Raw genomic sequence first — 22,639 nt, 5'->3', positions numbered from 1 at the left:
CGATAAGTACCTCTTATCGATGGTAGTTGATTTCGCGGCGCAAATCACCGATGTCGGTCGTCCTAATTGAGCGGATTCCCCACATTTCCGGCGATTTCGGGCGTTTTTCGCCCCAGTTCGGCGGACGGCGCGCTGCGACGCAGCGTCCCCTTCCGTCCGACAGAAGTAAGCGCCGCCACACTTCCACGACGGATTTCGGGCGTCCTTCTCTATTCCTTAGATGATCATCGAAGCTGATGCCGCCTGGAGCCTTATTTTCCGGCATTTCCGCCTCAGAGCGCCCATGGCGCGCGATCGCCGCATTGGAGGGCCGGAGATGCGCGCCGGATCGGAAAACGCGCTGTACGGACTCTCATTTAGCACGTAAAACACGCTTGCAAAGGACCCTTTATCAGCGCATTCCTTATTTGAACAAGGATAGCGGAATCAGGGCAAAAATCCATGGCAAAACCAGCGAAGAACATTGCCCCTCCCCTGTCCCGTCGGCTTATCGGCTATGCACGTGTTTCCACCGACGACCAGATCCATGACGCGCAGATCGACGAACTACGGATGGCCGGCTGCGACCGCATTCATCAAGAGCATGGTTCTGGCGCCTCCCGTGCTCGACCGGTTCTCACCAGAGTGCTGAAGGAGCTGTCTGCCGGCGACGTCCTCGTCGTCGTGCGACTGGATCGCCTGGCACGATCCGTCAGCCACCTGCTCGATGTCATCGAGAACCTAGAGGAACGCGGCATACATTTCCGATCGCTTCGCGATCCGATCGACACATCGACGCCACAGGGCATGTTCTCGCTGCAGGTCCTTGGCGCAGTCGCCCAGCTCGAGCGCGCGCTCATCGCCGAACGGACAAAGTCGGGGATGAGCGCGGCCAAGGCTCGTGGCCGCCTTGCAGGCAATCCAGGCCTTCGCGAGCGACGGCCAGAAGCGATCCGCGCGGCCGCGGCCGCCAAAAACCAAGTCTACCTCGACGAATTAATCACGTCCGCCCAAACCTGGCTTCCGATGGTAAAGCAGCTTCGACCGCAGCATAGCTGGGACAACGTTGTGCGAATCCTCAATCGGAAGGGCCACGACTGGACTGTCGAGCGCCTGCGCCGCGCCGTCCATCGCATGGTGAGGGAGAAGCTCGCAGACCCTGGATTGTTGGCCCGCTCGCCCCGCAGACCAGTAGACGATCACCATATGAAGCTCGTGGCGGCCATCGCTATTGCCGATCCCGGCCCGTCACTGCGAGACATTGCCGCCCAACTGGATCAGATGGGAGAACGCCCTCCGAGAGGTGGCAAGAAATGGCAGCCCTCTTCTGTCCGGGACCTGCTGAACGAAGCGCATCGGTTCGGCCTGATCCGTCCTTAATGACTGGTGGTGTCACGGGCCCCAGAGGGCGGCTTAGATGATGGTGCTGAGCCCTCGGTGACGCCTCGGTTGGTTACGTAGCAACTACGGCGCAGGGGCATTTCCGCCGAAAGTAGAGTAGCGTCGCTATTCCGCTAAACGTCACACTGAGGCTTCCCTAAAACCCAAACGTCCTTGGCTATCCCAGGCTTCCGGCAAAGCGTTCCGGCCATTTTTCCCGCTGGAAGGCTTCCACGACGAAATCGACGAACACGCGGGTCTTGAGCGGCAGAAGCGTCCTGTTGGCGTAGTAGATCGAGATCGGCCCGGCATCGGCATACCAGTGGGGCAGAACCCGGATCAGTTCCCCACTCTCAAGATAAGGCAACGCGTCGGGCTTGGCGATCATGGTCACCCCCATGCCGACCAGCGCCGTCATGCGCATTGCGGCAGGGTCATTGACCACCACCGTTTCCCTGAGCCGCGCAGGTTCTTCCCTCCCTGCCGCATCACGCATCTGCCACTGCCGGATGCGGCCCGTCCGCAGCGAGCGCATGACGATGCCGTCGAGTTCAAACAGTGCCGATGGATCATGCGGCGGCACCTTGTCCGCCATATAGGAAGGCGAGGCCACCGCGATGATATGAGCCGGTGCGAGCGTGCGCGAAATCACGCCCGCGGTCAGTTCGAAACCGCCTCCGATTGCCACGTCATAGCCCTCGGCGATCAGGTCGATCTGCCGGTTCTCGAACATCCATTCGGGACGCACTTTCGGATAACGCGCGGAAAATTCCGGCAGGAGTGGAAGAATATAACTGATGCCGAAGGTCGGGCTCATGCTGACCTTCAGCGTGCCTGCCGGTTCCTCCTGATCGGCCGAGGCTTCGGCAATCGCGCCCTGCAGGTGTTCCAGACTGTCGCGGATCGCGATCAGGAACCGCTCGCCGGGTTCGGTCAGCGTGAGGCTACGCGTCGAGCGCTGAAACAGGCGCACGCCGAGATTTCCTTCCAGCGCCGCGACATTGCGGCTGACCGCGGCGGGCGTCAGTCCCAGCCGCCGCGCCGCTGCTGAGAAACCACCAAGCTCGGCGCTGCGCACGAAGGATTCGAGATTGGCCAGTGTTTCCATAACAACCTTCAAGCATTCGTTGAAACCGATGACAGAAGATTACCACTAATCGAAAGGGAAATTGCAAGCGATATTCACTCCATCGAAACCGAACCGGAGTGAATGGCCATGACGCTCTCGACTGACAAGGCAGAAGTCATCGACAATATGGATATCGGCCGCCGCACCGTGATCGCCTGCCTGATCGGCGTAACGCTTCCCGTTCACGCAGTGGCTGCCATGCAGGACGATGCTGCCGCCAACAAGGCCGTCATCCGCCAGTTACTCGAAGGCGTGCAGCGGGATGGCGACTTCGATCTGTTCGAACGGCTGTTCGCAACGGCCTATGTGGATCACACGCCCTTTGGCGGCTTCTCGCCGGACCGCAACGGCACGCGGCAAATCTACCGGACATTCCGCGCTGCTTTCCCCGACTGGAATGCGCAGGTGCATTTCCAGATTGCCGAAGGCGATCTCGTCAGCACCTACAAGACCTATCACGGCACCCATCTGGGCATTTTCATGGGCATTGCCGCGACCGGACGTGCCACCCGCTTCAACGTCATGGACGTGATGCGGGTCCGAAACGGCCAGATCACCGACCACTGGACCGTCGCCGATGGCGCCGGGCTGATGGCGCAAATCAAGCAACAGGACTGAACTTTTCCAACCGACCGCGGGGATTTCCGGCGGTCATCCAACCCCCAACGACAATTGAAAGGATAAACCCATGTCGAACACTCTCTCCCTGACCGGCAAGACTGCCCTCGTCACCGGCGGTTCGCGCTCCATCGGCGCGGCAATTGCAAAGCGTCTCGCCGCGGATGGCGCGGCTGTCGCCATCACCTATAGCGCCTCGCCGGATAAGGCTGCCGCTGTGGTCGCCGAAATCGAAGCAGCCGGTGGCCGCGCCATTGCCATTCAGGCCGATGCCGGCGATCCGGCCGCCGTCCGCGCCGCAGTCGCAAAAACCGAAGAAACCTTCGGCTCGATTGACATCCTCGTCAACAATGCTGGCATCGCGCTTGGCGGGCCGATCGACGAGATCAAGTTCGACGACTACGAGCGGATGATCGCCGTCAACGTCACCGGCGTCTTCGTTGCCACGCAGGAAGCAGCACGTCGCATGAAGCCGGGTGGGCGCATCGTCCATATCGGCTCGTCCATGACCCGCTATGCCGCCTTCCCGACGGCCTCGCTCTATACGCTGACCAAAGGCGCGGTTGCAGGCTTCAACCGCAGCCTGGTACGCGACCTCGGACCCAAGGGCATCACCGTCAACACCGTGCATCCCGGCCCGACCGACACCGATATGAACCCCGATGGCGGCCCTGTCTCGAAGATCGTCGGCCCCGGCATGGCAATCGGCCGCTACGGCAAGGATTACGAGATCGCCAGCGTCGTCGCCTATCTCGCAAGCCCCGAAGCGGCGTTCGTCACCGGCGCGGATATTCTCGCTGACGGCGGCTTCACCGCCTGACCGATCCTCGGCGCTCCGATGTCGGAGCGCCGGTTAACCCCTCATTCAAAGGAGAACCAGCATGTCTATCGGTATCATTGGAGCCGGCAATATCGGCTCGGCCTTCGCGCGTGCTCTTGCTCGCAACAACATTTCCGCAACCATCGCCAACAGCCGCGGCCCGGCCTCGCTTGCCATACTCGAAACGGAACTGAAGCCTTTCATCAAGGCGGGCACGATCGAAGAGGCGGCCAGCGCCGACATCGTCCTCGTCGCCGTCAACTGGTCGAAGCTGCCCAAGGCGCTCGCCAGTTTGCCGGACTTCGGCGGCCGCATCGTCATCGACGCCAATAATCCCATCGAAGCGCCGCTGTTCAAACCGGCCGAACTAAACGGTCGTCTTTCCACCGAGATCTTCGCCGATCTCGTTCCTGGCGCCCGCGTCGTCAAAGCCTTCAATCATCTGCAACCGCACCTGCTATCCGGCGATCCCAAAGCCGAGGGTGGCTCACGCGTCCTATTCTATTCCGGTGACGACGCACGCGCGAAGGCGGAAGTCGGTGCGCTGATCTCCAGACTCGGCTTCACGGGCATCGATCTCGGCCCGGTCTCGGTCGGCGGCAAACTGGTGCAGTTCCCCGGCGGTCCGCTACCCGCCCTCAACCTCGTCAAGTTCGGTTGAAACATCGCAGGCGAGCCGGAGAGCAACCTTCTTCTCCGGTCTGCCCTGCTTTTTACCAAGGAATCCTCCTATGGACATGCCAGTCTCCCGCAGTATTTCGGCAAGCCACGCCGACAGCAAACCGCTCGCCTCATGGGCCGCAGTCACCAGCATCGGCGTCGGCGCCTTCGCTCTTGTTACCACCGAATTCCTGCCAGTCGGGCTTCTGCCGCTGATCGCGGCTGACCTTGGCATCAGCGAGGGGACGGCCGGACTGATGGTAACCGTACCCGGCTTTCTCGCGGCAATCGCAGCGCCGATGACGCTTGGATTTGCTGCGCGCTTCGATCGCAAGCGTGTGCTCGTCGCGCTGCTGATGCTGCTCGTCATCTCCAACGCCATCGTGGCAACCGCTCATGGCTTTGCGGCGTTGATGTTCGGCCGGGTGCTGCTCGGGATCGCTGTCGGCGGCTTCTGGACAATCGGTGGTTCACTCGGCCCCCGCCTGCGCTTCGGCGCGGAAGGACCACGTGCAACGGCATTGATCTTCTCCGGTGTCTCGCTAGGTACTGTCGCCGGGGTTCCCGCAGGCGCCCTGATCGGTGACCTGTTCGGCTGGCGCGCTGCCTTCCTGCTCGTGTCGGGTGTCACACTGCTTGTCGTGGCGGCACTCCAGTTTCTACTGCCGGCCATCCGGGCGCAGAAGGGTTCGGGATTGAAACAAGTTCCAGACGTGTTGCGATTGCAACGAGTCCAGATCGGTCTGACGGCAGCCGTGCTCATCTTCGTCGGGCAGTTCGCGGCCTATACCTACATTACTCCCTTCCTCATCGGCGTAACCGGGATTGATACGGGCACACTCAGCATGGTGCTACTCGGCTATGGCGCGGCGGGTTTTGCCGGAAACCTCTTCGGCGGTTGGGCTGCTGGCCGCAGCTTTGTTCTCGCCCTTGCCGGCACCGCTTTTCTGATTGCATTGTCGGTTGCGGGATTGCTGCTGACCGGGAGCAACACGCTTGCCGCAGTCGCTTGGGTCGCCGCCTGGGGTTTCGGGTTCGGCATGCTGCCGATCGCCATGCAAACCTTCCTGTTCACCTCCGCGCCCGACCGGCTGGAAAGCATCGCCGCGCTCTTCGTGTCAATCGCGCAACTGGCGATCGGGCTTGGCGCACTGGTCGGCGGCCTCGCGGTCGACAATTTCGGCGTGCCGAGCGCGCTCTGGCTTGGTGCTGCAAGTGCATTGCTGACCGCAGGTCTCATCGCATTGACCTGCAAAATTCATTGACCCACGAAAGACCGGACGATCGTCGTCCCGGCCTTTCGTTCCAGTCTCAAGGTTGAGAGTGCCGCGACCCGCCTAAACCGTGCCCAGCATATCGCGTGCCAACCGCGAGAGTGCTTTTGAGCGGTCTCGCGCCTTCAATCTCAAGAGACCATGCCAACGCGGATCCTTTATCGTCGCGGTAGCCAGTCGAAGATACTCAGCGTCGGATCGAAGCGGTATTTCAATTTTTCTCGGTTTTGCCGCGGGCAGCTCGGGCGAGTTCCGGCCCGAAGCAGGCCTGCTCCCAAACTGCTGGAATGCGAAAGTCATCCATTCGCCAGGAGGTCCGAAATAAGCTCGCGCACTGCCGATATCCAGAATCTGCGCAATCGCCAGAAGAGTGGCGGCGCGCCAGGTCGTAGACAAGCAGGTCATGGGTGCATCTGGGTTCGCCGGCATCAATGCCGAGCCGTAGGTATGTTCGGCATCGAAGAAGGTGATCTCCGACCTCCTGCAACCCTGCGACGGGCTCCAGAGGAAACGGATGGCTTCGTCGATCTGAGATAGCTTTAGCGCTCCCCTCTCAGTAATATTGATTACCTCCATGGTCGCGATCAGAAGGTCGGCGTGGCGGAGCTCTGAAGGTGTCGGCGGGGCGCGCGAAACAGCCCCTAAGCAGTTGGCGCAAACTAACTCGACAAGACCATTCCGATATTCAAATCGGAATTCACATCGTGTGATGCATTGCGTGCAGGAGTAGCGCAATCGGACTCGGTGGAAAGGACAGGCCACAGCCTCGGCACGCGCCCAGCTTCGGCGAAAATACTGATCGCGCCCCACTCCCCTATCGTATTCCAGGCAAATGCAGCATATGCCGCGCCATTGGGACCTGAAGACATAGCCGAGTGGTGTCGTATAGCGGGAAAGTGCCAGCGCTTCGACAGCCTCGGTGCGGATTCTGCAGGAGAGAGCCCACTTCCGAAGGCTTACCGGGTCGGGTTGGAGGTCGCGGTCCATTGACGCGGAGCTGTCGAGATCCAGCCAAGCGTCAATGTCAGCAAGGCTCAGAGCATAGCGAACTGCGACCCGGCCTTGCCAGGACGAGATCAGCTCATCCTCAAAGGGCCGCGGCGCCAGGGGGAGAAGCGGAATGGGCTTCACCGGGCGATCCGTCTTTGCAGTTGCCGCTCGGAATACCGCGTCATCGAGATCAGCGGCAGAACCAGCTCGCCGGCAGTGAAGCTCTCAAGCGTAAGGCGCTCGCTTCCGCTGCGGATCGCCTCAACCGCGGCGGTCTCGATCAGCCGGAAAATCCGGACGGTCACGCCATCGGTCAGCTCGAGCACGCGCTGACGGACCGCAGCGCTCCCTATGTCGGATGGCTCCCGAAGCGGCAGAATGCCGGCCAGGCTCGATAGCAGCTGCGCCAGATATTTGTCATTGGACCAACGTTTGAGGTGTAGAGCTTCGAACCGTTCGGCAAGTTGCTGGTCCGTGAGCAGGGCTTGCCGGGCGAGATCGGTCCCGGCACAGATCAGCGGCACCCTCAAATCATTGGCCAGAAACCGGATGACATTGAGGAATATCCGTTGCTGTCGAAAAGTGCCGGTCAGGACCGCATGGATCTCATCGATGATCAGCATCCGAACACTCATATCCCGCATCAGGCTACGGCAGACAGCCTTCAAGCGCCAGGCCGCTTCGTATTGCGGTCCCGGCGCTCCAAGCGCACTCAATAACTCCCCATAGACATCGCGCTCGATCGGTTCGGCCGGCATCTGCATCGCAACGACAGGCATGGTCATCACACCAGTACCTCGGTCGAACCGAGGCGCATGATCGCGCAAAAACTTCCGGATGATCTTGGTTTTGCCGATTCCCGTATCGCCATATAGGAGAAGGCATGGCATTCGATCGCGCGGTGGATAGGACAGAAGATCCTCCAGCCGCCTGATCACCGAGGTTGACTGTGGGGTCTCAAGCCATCGATCGGCACGCAGCCAGGCAATCCGCTCGTCCGCGTCGAGCGTCGCATACTGGCGGTAGGCGGATTGCAGGTGCGCGTATTCGGTCATGACCATTCCTCCACGGACAATGGCGGCAGATCCTCGAAGACTTCTTCGGCCGGCTCGTCACTGGGAAGAGGGATGCGATCCCGACTTGCCGTCAATGCCCGCTCATTTCGCTCGGCAGTGCGGCGAACGGTTCGGGTTTTCTCCACAGCGTCTGCCAGGAGGAGGCGCTGCTCGGCGATCGTTGAGAAGATGAGATCTTCATTGACGGCCTGGGCGCCCCTTGCTCGCAGTGCAGCCAAAGCCAGGCGGTGCTCGCCCAGCGTGATACGCGGGCGCCGCAAATCCGCGAAATGCACGGTCCAGACGAAATTGTCTGCCCCTTCGACCTGAACACGCGACAGGTCACGGGGATCATACCTGACGCGCACTCGCTGGCCTCTGCCGGCCCATGGGCTCAGCACATCGTCCCAATAGCGAAGCCCAAATAGATGGATGCCGTCTCTGCGGACGAACCGTTCTTCAAACGGTAGAAAATCCTTGAGGAACTGGCCAACGTCGTGGGGAAGCCGTAATGGATATGGTCGATCGGCGACGCTGTCGTCCCAGGCGAGCCGTGGAGGCACACCCAGGCCGCGATGAATTTCGGCATGATACCGGCCCGTGATTTCGAGTGCGACCCACTTCTCCAGCTCATCAAGGGTCATCGCCGCATGCTTTTCGGGATCGTAGGCGCCGCGATCTGCAACATTGCTCGATGTCGAACCCGGGAGCATGTGTACCGCTCCCATCATGGTGCCGATCAGCCGCTCGATATGGGCACCGTAGTGTGGGCGCTGGACAGGCCGATGAACGAGAGAAATTCCGTGCTCAGCCGCGCCGCGAACCAGCGCCTTGCCATGAAACTCCCGAGCGTTGTCGAGATGAATGATCTCTGGCAGCCCATGAGCCGGCCATTCAGCCTCAATGCCCCGACTTTCGAGCCATGAACCTTTCGGCAAGACCAACTGTTGGACCGCCAGGGCAACAGACGTCGATGACGGGCTCTCCAGACTGATATGGAAACCGGCCACCATCCGGCTCGCGATATCGATGGCCAAGGTCAGCCACGGTCTTTGCAAAGGACGGCGATGGACAGTATCGACAATAAAGAGGTCTACAAGCGTATGGTCGATCTGCACGACCTGAAATGCATAGCCTGCATTGTATTCCCGGACTATGGATGTGAATTTTTGGCGCGCGGCGTTCGCCCCTTCCCTGTCTCGATAGACCGCCTTCTGGTCCGCTTGCTGCACTCGCACGTTAACGGCTTTCCAGGAGGGTGCTCGAATGCCATCCTCATGGCATAGCTGGCGCACCCGGTCATGAAGTGCTTTCACGGTCGGTCGCTCGCGGCTTCGATAGGTATCGCGGATCGCCGCCTCAATGATGCTCTCCACCTCGTCAGACAGACGGCGGCCGCCTTTTACCTGCCCCGGCACCACATCGAGAAGCGAGCTTGCCACCGGCGCTGCGCGATATAGGGCAATCAGTTCGTATAGGCGCGACCTCTTTACACCGAGCTGTCGGCAAACTCTCACAAAATGAATTGCTGGAATTCGTTTCGCCGCAGTCAAAGGACGGATGAGCACCTCGCGCGCAACCGCCCTCGTCCAGGCGGCTTCGGACGCGGTTATCTTATCAGGCTTCTTCCTCATCAAAGGCCTCCTCGTCCCTTCAAGGTGCGAGTGGAACTTGGCTTGGTATTGATTGCCTCGACGGAGAGAATGATGGCTGATCGTTACAGAGCCACGACAGCATTTGAAAATCCGGCGATTAAAGGCAAGTCCGGTAGATTAGGAAAATGTCTTGTTCCGTGGAATCAACGAGATAGAATCCGCTTAATTCGGACGGCCGACAGAGGAAAATCGGGGCAGATCACGGCCCCAGCGACCGTCGAAACCTGTGATTCTGGAGCCTCCCGTGACCAAAGCGAAGACATCACAGACTTCGGTCGAGCGACGCGCCGAAGAGCTCGATACCATCGCCTCCGTCTTGCCACTGGAACGCCGCGACGAACTCGCCGAGCTTTTGACCGATCAGGACGTCGAGACGCTGCGCCATCTCGTCAACCAGGGCATGGGCGACAATACGCTCAGGGCGCTGACCTCCGATCTCACCTACCTCGAAGCCTGGGGCCTGGCGACAACCGGAAAATCCCTGCCCTGGCCGGCGCCCGAGGCGCTGCTCCTCAAATTTGTCGCCCATCATCTCTGGGATCCGGAAAAGCGCGCAACAGATCCCAACCACGGCATGCCAGCCGAGGTAGATAACAACCTTCGACAACAGGGGTTTCTCAAAGCCGTCGGCCCGCACGCGCCGGATACGGTCCGCCGGCGGCTGGCCAGCTGGTCGACCCTGACGAAATGGCGTGGACTTTCTGGCGCCTTCTCCTCCCCTTCCCTCAAATCGGCCATTCGGCTCGCCGTGCGTGCCGTGCCCCGGACGCGTCGCCGCAAGAGCGCCAAGGCGGTCACAGGCGACGTGCTGGCAAAGCTGCTTGCCAGTTGCAGCGGCGACAGCCTGCGCGATGTCAGTGACCGCGCGATCCTCATGGTCGCCTTTGCCTCCGGCGGCCGGAGGCGGAGCGAAGTCGCAGGCCTTCGCCTGGAACAATTGACTGTGGAAGTTCCGATTGAGGTGGCCGATGGCCCTCCCCTCCCCTCTCTTGCCATCCATCTTGGCCGTACCAAAACGACATCAGGGGAAGAGGACGACGTCGTCTATCTCACCGGCCGACCTGTCGAAGCGTTAAATACCTGGTTGGCGGCCGCGAAGATCGACAACGGCAGCGTCTTCAGGGGGATCGGAAGATGGGGAACGGTGTCGAAGCGGGCTCTCGATCCGCAGTCGGTCAATGTGATCGTCAAGCAGCGGGCGGAGATGGCGGGGTTGGATCCGGCGGAGTTTTCCGCGCACGGGTTGCGGTCCGGCTATCTAACAGAGGCTGCCAATCGTGGTATCCCACTGCCCGAAGCTATGGAGCAGTCAAAGCATCGGTCTGTTCAGCAGGCATCGAGTTACTACAATAACGCGACACGGCGTAGCGGTCGGGCAACGCGGCTCCTCACATAGATAAAATTTTTCCTTGTAATTCCGGAACAGTACTCCATAAATGCAAGGACGATTAAGCTGACTCCTCCAGGCGAAAAGCCTTGGGCGATAGAGATCAAGCGAAGCCTTACGCCTAAACTCGAAAAAGGGTTTTATCTTGCCTGCGAGGATTTGCAGCCGCAAAGGCGGGTCGTTATCTACCCCGGTCAAGAGGCCTTCCCTCTTCCAAACGGTGTGGCGGTAATGTCCCTGTCTGCCGCCGGTCGCCTATTGCTTGACCTGTAGCCAAATTCTCATTGATGGGGATAACCTGCGGGCCAGCGTAACTCCTCGACACCATTTTCCCTAAACGTCCGATAATCTTGCCTTATCGGACGTCTTTGTCATTATAGAGGAATGGCCCAAATCATCGAGCAAAACACCGAAATTCATGTCGAGGAGACCTCAGCGCCCTCTCTCAGCCCGGGGCTTGGGCACGATGTTTCCGCGCCGGAGGTGTCGCGCGACGGCCACCTCTCTTCTCGGCGAGGACGACTCGCCACCCTTGCCGATCGTGCCAGGGGCTACGTCGCAGCGGCCAGTTCCGCCAATACACGCAAAGCTTACGCCACCGATCCGTCCAGCAAGCATCCAGCTATTATAACAGTGCCACCCGCAGAAGCGGGCGAGCGGCCCGACTGTTGTAGATCGGGTCTCACTGTCAGAATTGCCAGGGCGAGATCAATTCGAGCCCTGTTGTCTCGAAATCTTTGAGGTTTCGGGCCGCCAACCGGCCGCCATTGATCCACGCTATCGCCGCGATCATGCCGTCCGGAGCCGACATCCCCCTCCCCTGCCGCGCAGCGTCTCCCATGATATCGCCATAGGCCAATGCTGCTTCTTCCGTGAAGGCAAACATCCTGTCGGAGAACCGGCGACGCCAGCACACAAGTCCTTCTTCCAAGCGATCGGCGCGCTGATCCGGCCTGATCTTTTGAATACCAAAAGCGATCTCAGCAACGGCGACCGTGGGCAATGCCAATTCGGCGTCGTGTCGAACCAGCCATGCTATGACCGAAGAATCGGGAGCTCTCTTCAAAGTCTCCGACATCACATTCGTGTCGAGAAAATCAAAGCTCGACGCCTTTGTGAGTGCGCCTGTTTTCATCGATGATACTGTCGAAATCGATATCCGTACCCGACTGCGATGAAAGACGACTATAGAATTTCGCAGCGGGTTCACGTCCTGCCTCACGAGCCTCATAGGTTTCGAGCACGCGCTCGACGATATCGGCAATCGTGCGATTTTCTCGGCGAGCAAGCTTATGGGCAAGGTCGCGCGCTTTGGAACTGCGGACGGATAGTTGCGGTGTTACCATTGAGTGCTCCTTTCTCTGGATCCACAGTAACTTAAATTGAAGTAGCCTCAAGATGGCAGATGCCATCTTGAGGCTATGCAGTATTTCTGATTTGGCGCCCTGTGGTTTGGTCATCATGCATGTTCGTTTCGCGTGGAGGCCAACACATCCCCTCCCCGAACATCATACTTTAAGCAATTTCCGCCATAGACGGCCATCAGAGCGCATTTCAATCTGTTCGTGGCCGGTGGTCGTTCGACGCCACGTTTCGCGTCTGACAGGGCCGCATTCAGGTCAGAAAACACACTTGCAACTGTTCATTTTCCCGCGCATTCCTTATCTGTACAAAGCACCTGAAAACGCGTGAGAAAACCATGGTAAAACGGCCAGCGAAAACCCATCGTCAGCACCCAAACGGCTTATCGGCTATGCACGCGTCTCGACCGAAGATCAGGTCCAGGATGCGCAGATGGACAAATTGCGCGCCGCTGGCTGTGAGCGGATTTCTCAGGAGCACGGATCCGGCGCGTCACGTGCCCGGCCGGTTCTGACGAGACTGCTCGGCGAACTGGCCACCGGCGACGTGCTTGTCGTTGTCTGCCTTGATCGTCTCGCCCGTTCGGTCAACCATCTGTTGCAGGTGATCGAGGACCTGGAAGAACGCGGCGTCCATTTCAGGTCCATCCGCGATCCCATCGACACGTCGACGCCACATGGAATGTTTTCGCTTCAAGTCCTCGGAGCCGTCGCACAGCTCGAACGCGCGCCGATCGCGGAGCGAACCTGAGCCGCCATCAAAGTAGCAAAGGCTCGTGGGAAGTTACCAGGCAATCCTGGTCTTCGCGAACGATGTCCGGAAGCAATCAAGGCGGTCTCAAAGGCTCGGGAGAAACTCTATCTCGACGAGCTGATCTCGTCTGCCCAGACCTGGCTGCCAACCTTGCGGCAACTTCGTCCGAAACACAGCTGGGACAATGTCGTGCGGGTCCTTAATCGCCGCGTCCATGACTGGACAGCGGAGAGGCTTCGCCGCGCCGTGCATCGTATGGTCCGCGAGAACCTGGCCGAACCGGACCTCTTGGCTCGCCCGCCTCGGTGAGCACCCGAAGATAACCTGATGAAGCTCGTCGCGGCGATTGCTATCGCTGATCCCAGCCTTTCGTTGCGCGATATTGCCGGCCAGGTGGATCAAATTGGGGGAGCGGCCCCCGCGCGGTGGACGCAGATGGCGACCGTCGTCCGTCCGCCACCCGCTGGATGAAGCGCAACGGCTCGGCCTTATCCGCCACTGAGCACGAATATGCAGAGGTCGTCGTCTTGTGCGACCTGTTCGCAGAGTCGCTCCAAGGCGTAGCCCGCTCCTTCCCTTCTCGGCATCATCGGTCGCCTCCATCGTCGCGATGGGCAGGTCGGCGTGACGGGCCTCAAAAAGGTACCCGGCAGCCGGAGCAAATCAGCTCGGCCAATCCATCCCGATATTCGAACCGGAAGTCGTATCGCGTGAAGCATTTCATGCGGGAGAAGCGCAGGCAAACTCGGTGGATGAGGCAAGCCGCGGTCTCGGAGCGCGACCAGCGTCTGCGAACGTATAGATCGCGGCCGCTTTGTCGATCGCCCTCCAGGCAGACGGGACAAATGCCCCGCCATCTGGACTGTCCGACATTGCCAAGTGGGGCGACGTGCCGGGAAAGTGCAAGCGCCTCGACCACGGCAGGTCGGATTCTACAAGCGCGGCTACATGTATGTCATCGTTACCTTGAATAAGTCCCATCAGTCGACGGCATGTTCGTTTCTTGATACCAGTGGGTGCAGTCGTCACTGCTTGGATTGGAAGACACCTCTGGAAAACCTTGTCAGCTGACAAGGTTTTCAAAGCACTGAGCCCGCCCTTGTTAGCCCCCGAAGTCAACGGAGTTGCGCCGAGAGAACCCGGGCGAATTAGGAATCAATTGGCACACCGCACCAAAAACCTTGTCAGCTGACAAGGTTTGCAAAAGTGAAACATTCGCTTGGAACGCAGCTCAGGGGGAGCAGGGATGCCGAAGAGATCAATCTCGCCTTGCGAGAAACACCGCTTGGCATAGCTCGGCCACAAAAGAGAGCCGACATACTTTCGCAGGGACAGGGGAGGGAAGGCGGGCAGGGAGGGCCACTGACCGGCATGATAGTACGCTGCCAAAGGAGCCACTTCCCAAGTGCCGGCATGTCTACAATGTGGACGAACAACGGGCTCAATTTTGGCGCTCCACCAAGGCGAATCTCTCCGGTCGAGCGCGAGCCAGAACGGCGGTATCAGCCGCGGTAAACCAAGGCGGCACATCCACTTGCGAGAAGGCGTGAGCTGCTCGCGAAACGTATCCGCTGCAATGACCCACCTATACGCAACCCCATTACGGCATAAGCGCCAGCCCCCCGGTATTGTCATAAAAACCGTTGCGGGATGACGAGGTTCGCCGCGACCGTGGAACTCTTCAAACTCGCCCGGTGTCATTTTATTCGCCGTAAACGGGAAATGCGCCGGGAACGTCCGAAGCGCCAGTTCTTTAACAACGCGCAACTGCAAGATAGGCGGAAGTGACTTACCCATCAGTGATACCACCGCGTGGTCAATACCGGAGAAGGGGAGGGGCCTGCAACGGTATGCCTCTCTCGTGAGGCCTACAGAAGCTTTCAACACGCCGGCAGGATACATTTGTCTGCACGGTGCATCAAAAGATTAATATTTCGTCTGCGGTGACGAGGAGATCGAATCCGTTTCCAAACCGGTTGCCCCTGAGGGCTGGTGCGTCTTCGACAGTATCGACCCAAAGGCCGCACGTTGGTCCTGCGATGATTGAGGACGGCGCGGCCATGCCAGAAACGGAAGCAACGTGGAAATCCACGGGACAGGGGCGACGGTTAATGTCAAATGGCTTGCGTGGAAGCGCGTTCAACGACCTCGGTTTTTAGAACCACCTTGCGGGCGGCCCGATCTTCGCCATTTAATCGCTCAACCAAGAGCTTGGCCGCCGTCGCTCCCAGTTCGTAGACGGGTTGCCGCACGACAGTAACCGGGGGGGTGGTTACAGACGTCCAGTCCGCGTCGTGGAACGACACCAGAGATAGATCACCCGGAATATTTAATCCCAATTCACGATGTGCCCTGAACACTTCAAGACCGATTATACTGTCCGATGCAATGATCGCCGTCGGGCGGTCTCTCGACTGGAGCATTTCGATAACGATTCGGTGCGTGCGTTCCGGTGTAACGGCTCCAACCTTCACCCAGTCCTCCATACCGATAAGGCCAGCCTCACGGCAGATACCAAGATACCCTTCGATGCGGCGCCGCACCGAACCGGTGCTGATGTCCCGCGGCGTATGGAAGCGATGATCCGGTGTGTCGCAGGCGGTAAGATAGGCGATGCGGCGGTGGCCAAGTGTGATCAACTGGCGGGTAATACTCTCCGCCGCATTCTGGTCGTCGGCGATGACAGTGTCTACGTCCAACGCCTCGCCGCAACGGTCGAGTAACGCGAGTGGCAAGCCGGACCGGATGGCTTCCCTGAGGTGATCGACATCATTCTCCTTGGCGGGGGAGACAATCAGGCCATCGACGCGTTTGGCAAGCAATGTACGGATCGCGGCCTTCTCCGCTGTCGCGTCCTCACCCGAATTGATGAGAATGACGGTAAAGCCTGCCTGCCGCGCGATATCCGTGATGCCGCGTACGGCGAGGCTGAAGAAGGGGTTCTCGATATCCCCCACTACAACGCCGATCGTGCCGGAACGGCCCGTCGTCATGCTGCGGGCAAGCTCATTGGGGCGATAATCAAGGGAATTTGCAGCAGCTGTGACAGCCTCGCGCACCCGGTCGCTGACAGTTCCGTAGCCGCCAAGTACGCGCGCAGCCGTTGCCTTCGAGACGCCGGCCCTGCGCGCGACGTCAGCCACGGTGACGGAAGGAGTTTTAGATAGGCTCTTGTCCATAAACGGTAGCCTTACAAGAGAACTTGACGACTGGCAAATGCGAAGATAACAATTGCCAATAACCAAAGAGACCGGTCTCTTTTTAATTGAGACCGGTCTCAAGCATATAAAAGACTTCCGACATGCGAACTGCATGGGCCGGGCGGGTGAGGTCATGCCGCCGTCCGGATGGGACCCGTGCGCCTTGAATACATCGCAGACAACGACACCAGAGGAGACGAAACCAATGCGATTTACCGAAGCCTTCACTTCCCCCTTTGCCAAAATCCGTGCCACCGCCATCGCGGTCACGCTCGGTATCCTTGCAGGCGCGGCGACGCCGGCGCTTGCCGACAATCCGCTTGGCCTCATCGATCCAGCCACCATCAGTGTCGGCACGATGGGCGATGCCAAGCCCTATGCCTTCACCACCGCCGACGGTAACTTTACCGGCTTCGACATCGAGCTTTTCCTCAATGTCGCCGGACGCCTTGGCTTCAAGAAGGAGCAGGTGGTCTTCACCGGCCAGGAATTCTCGGCCCTGATGCCCTCGGTCGCCAACGGCCGCTTCGATGTTGCAGCCGCCGCAATCGGCACGACAGCCAAGCGCAAGGAGACCGTTGATTTCTCCGATGGTTATCTCGCAGGTTTCCTGAGCGTCCTTACTTCGGAGGCCGGCATCACCGATGCAGCGGGCCTCAGGGGCAAGCGTCTCGGTGTCGTGCAGGGCACGCTGCAGGAAATCTATGCCGAAAGGAACTTTGCCGGCACCGATCTCGTGAAGTTCCCGGACAACAACTCTGCCGTTTCCGCCCTCAACAACGGCACGGTCGATGCCCATTTCCTCGATTTCGAGGCGGCAAAGGACTACTCCGCCCGTTACCCGGCGCTGAAAGTCGCGGTCAATATTCCGAGCTTCGATGCACCGGCCGGCTTCGTCATCCGCAAGGGTAACGATGCATTGCGCGAGGCGCTCAACAAGGGCCTGAAAGAGGCCATGCAGGACGGCACCTGGAAAAAGCTGCACGAAAAATGGTTCCCCGGCACGCCGATGCCGCAGGCATATCTTCCCAAGCAGTGATGCCGCCTTCCGGTCCGGCCTTGACCGGTCGGACCGGCCTTTCTTTCAAGGGATATCCTGATGAACTGGCTTGAAAACCTGCGCCGCAGCTTCCTCGACTGGAACGCCATGGCCGAAGTGCTGCCGACCATGATCACGGTTGGCCTGAAGAATACGCTGATCCTGGCTGCGACCTCGACGGTGCTTGGCGTCGCCATTGGCATGATGCTCGCCATCATGGGCATTTCCCGCTCGCCCTGGCTGCGCATCCCCGCCCGCCTTTATACCGATATTTTCCGTGGCCTGCCGGCCATCGTTACAATCCTCCTGATCGGTCAGGGCTTTGCCCGCATCGGCCGCGAACTCTTCGGCCCGTCGCCTTATCCGCTCGGCATTCTGGCGCTCAGCCTGATTGCCGGCGCCTATATCGGCGAAATTTTCCGCTCTGGTATCCAGAGCGTCGACCGTGGCCAGATGGAGGCCTGCCGGGCGCTGTCGATGAGCTACGGCCAGGGCATGCGCCTTATCGTCGTGCCGCAGGGCGTGCGCCGCGTGCTGCCGGCCCTCGTCAACCAGTTCATCGGCAACGTCAAGGATTCGAGCCTCGTCTATTTCCTTGGGCTTCTGGCCTCCGAGCGTGAGATCTTTCGCGTAGGGCAGGACCAGGCGGTGGTGACGGGAAATCTTTCACCGCTGCTGCTGGCAGGCGTATTTTATCTCATCGTCACCGTACCGCTCACCCATGTCGTCAATGCGATCGACAATCGCCTGCGGATTGGCAAGCAGCGCCCCTCGACCATCACCAGTGGGTTGGAGGAGGTTAGTGAACTCGACAGTGCAGCCCGCGCAACCGGTGTCTCCTTCAAGGGCGGCAGCCTCGATGTGCGCCGTCTCGGCATGGCCTATGGCGATCTCGACGTGCTGAAGGGTGTCGACCTTTCGGTAAAACCGGGCAGCGTCACCTGCATCATCGGCCCGTCAGGTTCCGGCAAATCGACCCTGTTGCGTGGGCTCAACCGTCTGGTCGAGCCGAAGAGCGGCGATATTCTCATCGATGGTGAAAGCATTCTCGCCATGAAGCCGGAAACGCTGCGCCGCCGCGTCGGCATGGTCTTCCAGCATTTCAACCTCTTTCCGGATCACACGGCGCTGGAAAACGTCATGCTGTCACTGACGAAGATCAAGGGCCTGCCGGCAGCCGAGGCCGAGCGCATTGCCAAGGCAAGGCTTGCCGATGTTGGTCTCGCGAGCCGCCAGCATCACCGTCCCGGCGGTCTTTCTGGCGGGCAGCAGCAGCGCGTCGCCATTGCCCGTGCGCTCGCGATGGAACCGGAAGTCATCCTCTTCGATGAGGTGACGAGTGCGCTTGATCCGGAGCTGGTCAAGGGCGTGCTCAACTTGATGGCAGAACTCGGCACGCGCGGCATGACCATGGTCGTCGTCACGCATGAAATGGGCTTCGCCCGCCGGGTCGCCGACCAGGTTGTCTTCATGGACGAGGGGCGCGTGGTGGAAGCCGGCACGCCAGAGGCGATATTCGACAATCCGCAGAGCCCGCGTCTTCAGCGCTTCCTTGCGGAAGTGCTCTGAGCGTCGAGAGGAGAAAAAGATGACACGAACGATACGATGGGGCGTGCTCGGTTGCGCGGGCATCGCCGCCAAGGCGGTCATTCCCGCCATCCAGTCCAGCCGCCTGGGACACGTTGCAGCGATCGCCTCGCGCGATGCCGCCAAGGCGAAGGAAATGGCGGCCCGCTTCGGCATCGCCAAATCCTGTGGCAGCTACGAGGATCTGCTCGCCGATCCGGAAATAGACGCAATCTACAACCCGTTGCCCAATCACCTGCATGTTCCCCTGACGATCAAGGCGCTGGCGCAGGGCAAACCCGTGCTCTGCGAGAAGCCAATCGCGCTTGATGCCGCGCAGGCGATGGAACTAGCGGTCGCACAAAAGGCAGCGGGCCTGCCGGTCGCAGAAGCCTTCATGGTGCGCCACCATCCGCAATGGAAGAAGACGCGCGCGATGATCGCCGAGGGGCGCCTCGGCGAGGTCAGAGCCATCCAGACGATCTTTTCCTATTATCTCGACGACCCCGGAAATGTGCGCAATCAGGTGGATATTGGCGGCGGCGGTCTGTTCGACGTTGGTTGTTATGCCATCAACACGGCGCGCTTCCTGTTCGACGCGGAACCGGTGCGGGCGATCGCGCTCATGGAGCGCGATCCCGTCTTCGGCACGGACCGGCTGACGAGCGGGCTGCTGGCGTTTCCAGAGGGAAGGCAGCTTGCCTTTACCTGTTCCACGCAACTGTCTCTCACGCAGAAGGTCACAGTGCTTGGAACGCGCGGGCGTCTGGAAATCCCCATTCCCTTCAATGCGCCGGCCGATGAGCCGACTGTCCTTATCTTCGACGATGGCCGCGATCTGGCCAGCGGCGGGCGCGAGGAAATTACGATCGGGCCGGTCGATCAGTATCGCGAACAGGTCGATGCATTTGCCGAGGCCGTTCTCTCCGGCAAGCCACTCGAGACGGGGCTTGGCGATGCGATCGCGAACATGAAGGCGATCGACGCACTTTTCCGCTCCACCACCAGCGGCCACTGGGAAGAGCCCTGATCGCTTCACCCCATCCGTATGACAATTGATTGAAAGCCAACCCCATGACCGACAACACCATCTCTTCGGCCGTCATCATCGGTGCCGGTATCTTCGGCGTTTCCACTGGCGTGCAGCTTGCGCGGCGCGGCATCCAGGTCACGATCCTCAATGACGGCCCGCCGGCCAACGGTGCCTCCGGCCGCTCGCTCTCCTGGCTGAACTCGGCGCGCATGCGCTCTGAACCCTATCATCGGCTGCGTATGGCCGGCATCGACCGTTATCGCACACTCGCGGCGCAGAACCCTGATGCGGAATGGCTGCGCTTCGATGGCGGACTGACCTGGGATGCGGATGACGAGCGCAACGAGATCGACGCGGCCTATCGCCACGAGGTTTCGCTCGCCTATGACGCGCAGCGGCTTTCCTCAGCCGAAGTCGCCCGTGTCGCGCCCGGTCTCGATGCGGGCGCAATCACCCCGCAGGGTGCTATTTTCAATGCCGGGGAGGGCTGGGTCGACCTGCCGACACTGATCGGTGTGCTTCTCAAGGAGTTTTCCGGGCTCGGGGGTGTTCTGGTGACGGACCAGGGGGCTGCACGGGTCGTGATCGAGGGTGGTCGTGCCGTTGGCGCCGAAACCGCAAAAGGTTCCCTCCATCAGGCGGATGCTGTCGTGCTCGCCACCGGGCCGGCCGTGCCAAAGATGGCTGCGGAAAGCGGGCAGACCATCGGGGACGGGACCCCGATCGCCCTTCTCGTGCAGACCAAGCCGCTCGCCCATCCCCTGCGCGCTGTCCTCAATACACCGCGTGTCGCTGTTCGCCCCGCGCCTGGCGGCACCTTCTCGCTGGATGCGGACTGGGCGGCAGAGGAGGGGGTGACAGTACGCGCAGACGGCACCTACGAGATTGATGACAGCATTGTTGCCGAGCTTCTGGTGGAGGCTGCCAAGGTGTTGGAAGGCAATCCGCAACTCGAAGTCGCTTCGATAGGTGTTGGCGGGAAACCGATCCCGGGCGACGGCGAGCCGGTGATTGGAGCCATCAAGGACATTCCCGGCTATTACGTGGCCTTCAGCCACAGCGGCGCAACGCTTGGTCTTATCACCGGCGAGTTGCTGGCGTATGAGATCGCAACGGGAGCGGAACATCCGATGTTGGCGACCTTCCGTCCTGAGCGTTTCGCGGGGTAAAACCATTTTAGGAAGATTTCCGGAGGACGAGCCTGCCGAACTAATGGCAGGCTTATTTTGCGGCACGCACCAATTATCGACCGGACGTGGATTGATCTTGTCCCATTCACCAGTTCGGTGGAGTGAACGGGACGGGTCGATGAAGGGCAGGGCGGGTGGTGATAACAGGCATGGCCGTCTTCCTGACGTGAGCAGTTAAACGCCTCACCACCTTGACTAAGGACTCCGAAGTCCCAGGCTGCGGCCGTCATAACGATATCACCTCTCCAAGCCACCCATCATCCCGTGGCTTTCACCTGGTGACCGCCAGCTCGCAACAGCGCCATAAGTACCGGACCAAGTGAAAATTCACCGCGCTTTGCCTTGTTCGTCAAATCCCTGAGATATCCGCCCGGTGAATTGATGTGGCCACCACGTTCCAGAATGCAGGCGATGGTTACCGCAGCATTCTCTGGACCCATTATCTCACAGGCCTCCTGATATGCCGAGGGACTAACCCCAAGCATTGACCTGACAACCACGGCGGCGGTCATGAGTTCGCGCCAACTCCCGATTTGGCCCTCAGGCCCATAGTTCGAAATCTCCGGGCAGGCTCGCAACACAAGGCCAATAGGAAAAGCCTTGATCGGCACATGCCCCGTCTGCTTGTTCTCGCTCGACTTTGCTCCCTGCTCTTTTCGAGAGCTAGGTTCAAGTTCATTAGGGAGGTTGGTATTTGAATTCTGTATGTGACGCTCGATTTGAGCATCATTGCTGATCATTTTTGAAGAAAAATCGTCAGAATTCAGGAGTTTGAGGATATCCTCTCGCAAACTGCCCATCTCGGCACCCAGATCGCCAAGTTCATTCAGTGTTGGATTGCGCGGAATTTGCCCGACGAGCATAAGATAGCGCTCTTCAAGCACGCCCCAATCGCCTGAGGCTCCCTCTTCAACGCCAGCGGTGATCAGCTTTCGGATATCGCGCCGGCAGATCGTCAAGCTTTCCTTTGCTCTTCTGAAGGCAATTCGATCAGCGGCAACCTGCTGGGCCAGACATGCGAGTTCCTCGGCACGCATAAGAAGCGGCGATATGTCGAATCCGAAGGCGTGTTCGATTGATCCTTCGTCATCCTTTCGAGCGTAGCGCTTGCCGTTCGCACTATCCTTGCGGATGATTAAGCCGGCCTCAACGAGAAGAGCAAGATGCCGACGCAAAGTGGCACCTGCGATGCCATGCGCGCGAATTGACAGCTGAATGTTCGACGGAAAGACGATGAGTTGCGCGTCCTGGCGCAGTTCATTCTCGGGATAGAAGCTGAGGAGAGCGTCGAGCACCGCAAGGCTACGATCCTGCAGACCGAGCATTTCTCTTGCCTCCGATGCATCGCGAAAGACTTTCCATTTGTCTGCCGACTTGCCTTCCTCGATCTTGGTCGTGGCAATCTGCCGCTTCACAAGCGCAAGGGTCACCGGCCGCCGCCCAAAGGGCGTCGTCACTTGTCCACCTTCCATATCCTCACCTTTCAAAAAGGCAAAAGATCCACGCTCACCAAAACGATGCCAAAGACTCTTGACTAGGATTCATGGAA

General features: G+C 59.8%; 19 protein-coding genes and 1 pseudogene. 12 read left to right on the top strand and 8 right to left on the bottom strand.

From position 1 onward, the window contains the following. The first annotated feature begins 441 nt into the window (after positions 1–441). Entirely contained in the window at positions 442–1,359 is a 918-nt protein-coding gene (locus tag F3H58_RS25610) for a recombinase family protein (RefSeq protein WP_149744013.1), read from the top strand. Between the two features lie 178 nt (positions 1,360–1,537). On the opposite strand, the gene F3H58_RS25605 is transcribed toward F3H58_RS25610, so the two are convergent. Beyond that, on the bottom strand, positions 1,538–2,467 hold the full coding sequence (locus F3H58_RS25605) for a LysR family transcriptional regulator (RefSeq protein WP_149744012.1): 930 nt from the start codon (positions 2,465–2,467) through the stop codon (positions 1,538–1,540). Positions 2,468–2,575: 108 nt separating this feature from the next. On the opposite strand from F3H58_RS25605, the gene F3H58_RS25600 reads away from it, so the two are divergent. From F3H58_RS25600 to F3H58_RS25585, 4 genes are all read left to right on the top strand, one after another. Then, positions 2,576–3,106, top strand: a complete 531-nt coding sequence (locus F3H58_RS25600; protein WP_286170032.1) for an ester cyclase — start codon at positions 2,576–2,578, stop codon at positions 3,104–3,106. A 70-nt stretch (positions 3,107–3,176) separates the two neighbouring features. Further along, a complete protein-coding gene (locus F3H58_RS25595; protein ID WP_149744011.1) occupies positions 3,177–3,926 on the top strand; it encodes a 3-oxoacyl-ACP reductase family protein in 750 nt (249 codons plus the stop codon). A gap of 61 nt (positions 3,927–3,987) precedes the next feature. Beyond that, entirely contained in the window at positions 3,988–4,587 is a 600-nt protein-coding gene (locus tag F3H58_RS25590) for an NADPH-dependent F420 reductase (RefSeq protein WP_149744010.1), read from the top strand. A 70-nt stretch (positions 4,588–4,657) separates the two neighbouring features. Continuing rightward, complete coding sequence (locus F3H58_RS25585; protein ID WP_149744009.1) at positions 4,658–5,851, top strand: MFS transporter; 1,194 nt, start codon at positions 4,658–4,660, stop codon at positions 5,849–5,851. A 72-nt stretch (positions 5,852–5,923) separates the two neighbouring features. On the opposite strand, the gene F3H58_RS25580 is transcribed toward F3H58_RS25585, so the two are convergent. Genes F3H58_RS25580 through F3H58_RS25570 form a run of 3 tightly spaced genes read right to left on the bottom strand, consistent with a single transcriptional unit; the run spans position 5,924 to position 9,539 of the window. After that, positions 5,924–6,991, bottom strand: a complete 1,068-nt coding sequence (locus F3H58_RS25580) for a TniQ family protein (RefSeq protein WP_149744008.1) — start codon at positions 6,989–6,991, stop codon at positions 5,924–5,926. Further along, a complete protein-coding gene (locus F3H58_RS25575; protein ID WP_210246931.1) occupies positions 6,988–7,905 on the bottom strand; it encodes a TniB family NTP-binding protein in 918 nt (305 codons plus the stop codon). Before F3H58_RS25575 ends, F3H58_RS25580 begins: the two co-directional genes overlap by 4 nt. Then, positions 7,902–9,539 (bottom strand): TnsB C-terminal domain-containing protein, encoded by a 1,638-nt coding sequence (locus F3H58_RS25570; protein WP_149744006.1) that lies wholly within the window; start codon positions 9,537–9,539, stop codon positions 7,902–7,904. Before F3H58_RS25570 ends, F3H58_RS25575 begins: the two co-directional genes overlap by 4 nt. 265 nt (positions 9,540–9,804) lie before the next feature. Between F3H58_RS25570 and F3H58_RS25565 the strand changes: the two genes are divergently transcribed. After that, the gene (locus tag F3H58_RS25565) at positions 9,805–10,956 is read left to right on the top strand and encodes a site-specific integrase (RefSeq protein ID WP_149744227.1); all 1,152 of its coding nucleotides are present in this window, start codon (positions 9,805–9,807) and stop codon (positions 10,954–10,956) included. Continuing rightward, complete coding sequence (locus F3H58_RS27845; RefSeq protein WP_502706431.1) at positions 10,957–11,220, top strand: DUF4143 domain-containing protein; 264 nt, start codon at positions 10,957–10,959, stop codon at positions 11,218–11,220. 415 nt (positions 11,221–11,635) lie between these two features. Here the strand turns inward: F3H58_RS27845 and F3H58_RS25550 are convergent, their stop codons facing one another. Then, positions 11,636–12,082 carry a type II toxin-antitoxin system VapC family toxin gene (locus F3H58_RS25550; RefSeq protein ID WP_149744226.1) on the bottom strand — a complete coding sequence of 149 codons (447 nt, stop codon included), beginning with the start codon at positions 12,080–12,082 and terminating at the stop codon, positions 11,636–11,638. Next, positions 12,045–12,293 (bottom strand): plasmid stabilization protein, encoded by a 249-nt coding sequence (locus tag F3H58_RS25545; RefSeq protein WP_149744225.1) that lies wholly within the window; start codon positions 12,291–12,293, stop codon positions 12,045–12,047. Before F3H58_RS25545 ends, F3H58_RS25550 begins: the two co-directional genes overlap by 38 nt. A gap of 400 nt (positions 12,294–12,693) precedes the next feature. Between F3H58_RS25545 and F3H58_RS25540 the strand changes: the two are divergent. Then, a pseudogene (locus F3H58_RS25540) lies at positions 12,694–13,564 on the top strand (recombinase family protein). 1,612 nt (positions 13,565–15,176) lie between these two features. On the opposite strand, the gene F3H58_RS25535 reads toward F3H58_RS25540, so the two are convergent. Further along, entirely contained in the window at positions 15,177–16,241 is a 1,065-nt protein-coding gene (locus tag F3H58_RS25535) for a LacI family DNA-binding transcriptional regulator (RefSeq protein WP_149744224.1), read from the bottom strand. Between the two features lie 226 nt (positions 16,242–16,467). On the opposite strand from F3H58_RS25535, the gene F3H58_RS25530 reads away from it, so the two are divergent. Genes F3H58_RS25530 through F3H58_RS25515 form a run of 4 tightly spaced genes read left to right on the top strand, consistent with a single transcriptional unit; the run spans position 16,468 to position 21,069 of the window. Next, the gene (locus F3H58_RS25530) at positions 16,468–17,301 is read left to right on the top strand and encodes an ABC transporter substrate-binding protein (protein ID WP_149744223.1); all 834 of its coding nucleotides are present in this window, start codon (positions 16,468–16,470) and stop codon (positions 17,299–17,301) included. A gap of 60 nt (positions 17,302–17,361) precedes the next feature. Further along, positions 17,362–18,870, top strand: coding sequence for an amino acid ABC transporter permease/ATP-binding protein (locus F3H58_RS25525; protein ID WP_099086661.1), 1,509 nt, complete (start codon positions 17,362–17,364; stop codon positions 18,868–18,870). 19 nt (positions 18,871–18,889) lie between these two features. Further along, positions 18,890–19,897 carry a Gfo/Idh/MocA family protein gene (locus F3H58_RS25520; protein ID WP_149744222.1) on the top strand — a complete coding sequence of 336 codons (1,008 nt, stop codon included), beginning with the start codon at positions 18,890–18,892 and terminating at the stop codon, positions 19,895–19,897. Between the two features lie 44 nt (positions 19,898–19,941). Continuing rightward, the gene (locus F3H58_RS25515) at positions 19,942–21,069 is read left to right on the top strand and encodes an NAD(P)/FAD-dependent oxidoreductase (RefSeq protein ID WP_149744221.1); all 1,128 of its coding nucleotides are present in this window, start codon (positions 19,942–19,944) and stop codon (positions 21,067–21,069) included. Positions 21,070–21,347: 278 nt separating this feature from the next. Here F3H58_RS25515 and repC read toward each other — a convergent pair whose 3' ends face one another. Continuing rightward, on the bottom strand, positions 21,348–22,562 hold the full coding sequence (gene repC, locus F3H58_RS25510; RefSeq protein WP_149744231.1) for a plasmid replication protein RepC: 1,215 nt from the start codon (positions 22,560–22,562) through the stop codon (positions 21,348–21,350). Positions 22,563–22,639: the final 77 nt, after the last annotated feature.

Origin of the sequence: Rhizobium sp. NFACC06-2, from assembly GCF_900101425.1 — a bacterium.
Lineage (GTDB): Bacteria > Pseudomonadota > Alphaproteobacteria > Rhizobiales > Rhizobiaceae > Agrobacterium > Agrobacterium leguminum.
The sequence above is the reverse complement of the archived record's forward strand: the minus strand, read 5'-3'. Positions and strand labels throughout refer to the sequence as shown.